Origin of the sequence: Clostridium sp. CAG:43 (assembly GCF_000434655.1) — a bacterium.
In the GTDB taxonomy this organism is placed as follows: domain Bacteria; phylum Bacillota; class Clostridia; order Lachnospirales; family Lachnospiraceae; genus Otoolea; species Otoolea fessa.
In genome coordinates this window covers 64,640-69,287 of the sequence record NZ_FR895093.1, presented here as the reverse complement: position 1 = coordinate 69,287, position 4,648 = coordinate 64,640, and the positions used below count along the sequence as shown (strand labels likewise).

Sequence of the window (4,648 nt, the reverse complement as noted above, 5' to 3'; positions counted from 1 at the left end):
CGCCATACTGACCGACAATGTACGGGAATCTCCACACATTTCCCAGACCGATCGCACAGCCCGCGGAAATCAGGATAAATCCCAGCCGAGAGGAAAAACGTTCTCTTCCCATTTCTACTTATCTTCTCCTTTTTTATTTCTATATGCCCACACTGACACGAGTCAGACGGGCGCAAAAAAGAGGCGCCTCCGCAAATCCCGGTACCAGCCCGAATTTCGGAAACGCCACCAAATGGTATTTTACTATATTCTGTTTTAAAAGACAAGTTTTCAGGTGCTTTTTATCCCTCAAACGTCTCTACTTCCTCCCGGTTCGGCACCGACGGAGCTGCTCCTGGGCGGGAAACGGCGATCGCTGCCGCTTTTGCCGCATGTTCCAGCGCCGTCTTCGGGTCTTCACCGAGCTGTAAGCCGCCGATAAAATAACCGGTAAATGTATCGCCTGCCGCCGTCGTGTCCACAACCGGCACTTTATAGATTCCCTGACGAAGGACTGCGTCGCCATCGCGGTACACGGAACCATCGCCGCCGAGTGTCAGGACAATCTTCGCCTCCGGGAACCGTTTTACCAGTCCGTTCATCAGCGCCTGCGGATCTTTGGTTGCCTCAATGCCGCAGATATCCGACGCCTCCACCTCATTTAATAAGAAGTAATCCACATATTCCAGCGGATAGGACAGGATCTTCGCATTCATCGGGGACGGATTCAGAACGATCTTCATGCCTTTTTCATGGGCTTTCTCCATGATATAGCCGATCTCGCTGATCTCATTCTGTAAAATCAGGAAATCGTCCGCCTCAAACTGTGTCAGGACGCGATCCACCATTTCCCTCGTGATCCGCTGGTTGGCACCGCCATACAGCAGAATGCAGTTCTGCCCTGCCGGATCTTTCTGGATGATCGCGTGTCCTGTCTGCCCGTCGAGATGCTCGATCAGCTCCGTGTGGACGCCCGCCTTCTTCATCTGCTCGATGAGGAAATCTCCATCCCCGGCTCCGACAGCTCCGGCGTGCCATACGTCTGCGCCCGCCTTGCTCAGCGCGATCGACTGATTCAGCCCTTTGCCGCCGCTGAATACCTGCAGCGACTCAGAGGACATCGTCTCTCCCGCTCTTACAAAATGATCCACCTGATACGTATAATCAATATTCAGTGAACCAAAATTCAATACCTTCACTCTGCTCCCCTCTCTCTCCGGTTACTGAGACGGCTGTATTCTCGCCGTGCTCTCCCGCACCACCAGTTCCGGCGCAAAGATTACCTTGCTCTCCGGTCTTTTATGTTCCCGTATCTGTTTCAGAAGCAGCCGTACCGCCTCTCTTCCCATCTCCCGTACCTGCTGGCGTATCGTTGTCAGCGGCACCTCCAGCATCCGTGCATAGAAAACGTCATCGTATCCGACAACCGAAACATCTTCCGGTACTTTCTTTCTATATTCCTTGAGTTTTCTGCATACGCCATACGCCGAAGCGTCGTTGCAGGCGAAAATCGCCGTAAAATCCTGTGAAATGAGCTTTTCGACCGCCGCCGCGCCACCCTCCTGCGTATACTCGCCGGCACAGACGAGACGTTCATCCACTGGAATTCCCGCCTCCTCCATCGCCCGGCAGTAGCCATGGTAACGGGCCTCCGAATCCATCTGGGTCGCATGCGGTCCCACAACGCAGGCAATCCGCCGGTGTCCAAGGCTTAACAGATGGCGCGCCGCCAGATAACCGCCGATCTCATGGTCGGTACCGACCGCCGGACAGTTCCGAAGCTCCGGGATCCGGTCAACTACCACATAGGGTATGTGGATCGATTCCAGATAATCGATCTCCTCCGCCGCCATCTCCCGCGTATTATCTTTAGCCATGATAAACACAATGCCGTCCGCGCCTTTATCCGCCAGAAGATCGATATACTCCCGATCCCGGTCATAATTATCATTCGTGTTGCAGAGAATCACACTCCAGCCATTTTCGCGGCACGCCTCATCGATCGCACGCGCCATATTGGCAAAATATACATTGGAAATATCCGGGACGATAAATCCTATGGTCTTGCTCTGCCGCTTTACCAGACTGACCGCGAGCTGGTTCGGACGATAATTCAGTTCCCGCGCCTTCGCTAGGATCTGATTCTTTGTCTCATCCGAGATCTTATATCCTTTTCCATTGAGAACCAGTGAGATTGTCGTCACGGAAAAACCAGTCGCAGCGGCAATATCCTTGATGGTTGCCCTCACTCATCCACCTCCGATGCGATCAGATCCATGAGAACCTGAATGGATTTCTGATATTTTTCTATCTCGACCCGCTCATTTGGCTTATGCGCCATGCCTGCCTCGCCCGGACCAAATAAGAGAACGGCTGCATCCAGCTTGTGTTCCACCAGGATCGAAGCATCTGTAAAGAAATTAATCCCAGTCGTCTCCACCGGAAGCCCTTTTTTCTCCAGTCCCTTCGAGAGCTGTTTCACAAGCGGATGGGATTCTCCAATCTCGATCGCCCGCCGGTCATTGACAATCCGGCAGCTGACGCGGAATTTTTCTTCTGATGTAANNNTTTTCTTCTGATGTAACGGAACGCGCCGCCGCAAACGCCTCCGCCTGACCGACTACCATCTGGCTCGTCAGTCCCGGTGTCATACGGATATCCATGAGAATCCGGCAGGTATCCGGCGTCATATTTGGCGCCACGCCGCCGGAAATCTGCGTTACCTGCGCGGTCGATGCGCCGAGAACCGGGTGTGTGAAGCTTTTCACATATGTTTCAATCTCACCGGTCAGCGCCATCGCCTGTTCCACGGCATTGCAGCCCTCCTGCGGGTATGCCCCGTGGCTCGTCTTTCCGTGTGCTTCTATCTCCAGCCACAGGCAGCCTTTCTGCGCCACGCCCAGCCTGCATCCCGTCGGTTCTCCTATCAGAAGCGTTCCAATCGACGTCTCCGGGACTTCCTTTAAGATCTCCCTGGCGCCGATGCCGCCCTTTTCCTCATCACAGGTTCCGAGGAAGTGGATCGTGTGCGGCACCGGACGACCGGATTTTTTATATTCACAGAGCGCGTACACCATCGCGGCAAGCCCACTCTTCATATCGCTGGCACCGCGGGCATAGAGAAAACCGTCCCGTTCCACCGGAACCGCCGGGTCAGTCTTCCATTCTCCGGTATCTCCGTAAGGAACCGTGTCCAGATGCCCGTTCCAGAAGATCGGAGCGCCATCCGACTCCCCCTCAAGCTCCGCCAGCACATTGGCGTGTGTCGCGTCAATCCGCTGTATATGTGCAGAAATTCCCGATTGTTCGAAATACTTGCACAAATATTCTGCCACTGCTCCCTCGTCATCCCGTCCATTGACACTCCGAATGGTCAGAAGCTCTTTTAAAAGTTTCACCGCTCCGTCCATACGCGCTCTCCTTTTTCCTGCTATCTTATTTCTGAATCAGCCAGTCTGCGATATTCTGCCACAATTTATTGTAGTATTCCCACTCACAGAATTCCGGCGGTGCCCAGTGCGGTGCACAGTCGGTTGTGACAACACCGCTGCGCCCTTTTCCATAAGAAGCAAATGCGATAAACGGATCGCCCTCTACAGTAACCGGAACCTCTGCCTCCGGTTTTGCGATTACCTTATTGTAACCGAGAACCTCCGGCCAGTCGGTCGGAATGCCCTTTAAAGCTTCATGCTTGCCCACGGTTACCGGTTTTACGCCCTCGCAGTGTTCCATACGGTCATCGACCGTCAGAACCTCGACTGGAAGAACCTCCTGTACAGCTGTGTCATGCCATTTGCCCTTTGCATCCACGCCAGAGAAGGTCAGATAGCCGCCGACCATCAGAAGAGCGCCGCCATCGTTGACATAGTCGCGGATCAGATTGCAGCGGTTCGGCATTTTTTCACTGCGGTTAAACGTAGCGCCCGGCAGAAGCAGGGTGTTTGCTCCGATATCGGACAGAATTACCAGATCATACTGTTTCAGTTCTTCCATTGTAAATGGAAATTCCTCATTTGCCAGATGGTTTGGAAGGAATGTCACCTCATAACCACCTGCCTCAAGGGCTGCTTTCAGCCATTTTTCACCGGTTTCATAGGTAGAAGTGTAAAATGAATCAAATCCCTTAACATGGGTTGTATAGCTCATCCAGGACTCGCCTGCCAGTAAAACTTTCTTGCTCATGTTTTTATCTCCTTATATATTTATCAATTTCTTATTTCTTCTCTCCCCAGGAAAGAATCAGTTTCGCATACACCAGAATCGCTTCCAGATAGGAATCGAGCTTCAGCCACTCATCCACGGTATGGCACTGTGCGCCCTCGCCCGGTCCATACTGGATCGTCGGGCATCCGGCAATGTTGCGCCACAGGCGGGAATCACAGCCAAAATGGGATCCTTCCACCTTCACGCTGCGCGAAAGTGCCTCACTGTACGCCTCTTTAAAGGTGTCTACCAGCGGATGATCCTCCTCCATCTCAAACCCGTGTCCGGTCTGGTAAATGGAAATCTTCGGCGGATGTGCCTCCATCCACGCGTCGGAACGGCTGATCCGCTCAACGACCTCTGTAAATTCCTTTACAACCATATCCTGATTCATCAGGGTCGGAACATAGTGGACGCAGGTAGAAAAACTGCACTCGCCCGGCACGGTAGAGCCGGCGGTTCCACC

The 4,648-nt window shown here is 53.2% G+C and carries 7 protein-coding genes; all 7 read right to left on the bottom strand.

What is annotated here, in order from left to right; all coding sequences use genetic code 11:
* Window positions 1–112 (bottom strand): hypothetical protein (locus tag QVO97_RS07755; protein WP_288189350.1); only part of this gene is annotated, 112 nt, incomplete at its 3' end.
* Between the two features lie 169 nt (window positions 113–281).
* Window positions 282–1,178, bottom strand: a complete 897-nt coding sequence (locus QVO97_RS07750) for a ribokinase (RefSeq protein WP_022359773.1) — start codon at window positions 1,176–1,178, stop codon at window positions 282–284.
* 21 nt (window positions 1,179–1,199) lie between these two features.
* A complete protein-coding gene (locus QVO97_RS07745) occupies window positions 1,200–2,228 on the bottom strand; it encodes a LacI family DNA-binding transcriptional regulator (protein ID WP_022359772.1) in 1,029 nt (342 codons plus the stop codon).
* Complete coding sequence (locus tag QVO97_RS07740) at window positions 2,225–2,581, bottom strand: M20/M25/M40 family metallo-hydrolase (RefSeq protein ID WP_369678398.1); 357 nt, start codon at window positions 2,579–2,581, stop codon at window positions 2,225–2,227. The genes QVO97_RS07745 and QVO97_RS07740 overlap by 4 nt, the downstream gene beginning before the upstream one ends.
* Entirely contained in the window at window positions 2,499–3,389 is an 891-nt protein-coding gene (locus QVO97_RS07735) for a M20 family metallopeptidase (RefSeq protein WP_022359770.1), read from the bottom strand. Before QVO97_RS07735 ends, QVO97_RS07740 begins: the two co-directional genes overlap by 83 nt.
* A 25-nt stretch (window positions 3,390–3,414) precedes the next feature.
* Entirely contained in the window at window positions 3,415–4,161 is a 747-nt protein-coding gene (locus QVO97_RS07730) for a glutamine amidotransferase (protein WP_022359769.1), read from the bottom strand.
* A 31-nt stretch (window positions 4,162–4,192) separates the two neighbouring features.
* Window positions 4,193–4,648: M20/M25/M40 family metallo-hydrolase (locus QVO97_RS07725; protein WP_288189342.1), on the bottom strand; the 456-nt coding region annotated here is incomplete at its 5' end.

Bases quoted from the DNA above. Each gene is read 5' to 3' on its own strand.
- QVO97_RS07730 (WP_022359769.1), bottom strand. From the start codon at position 4,161: ATGAGCAAGAAAGTTTTACTGGCAGGCGAGTCCTGGATGAGCTATACA.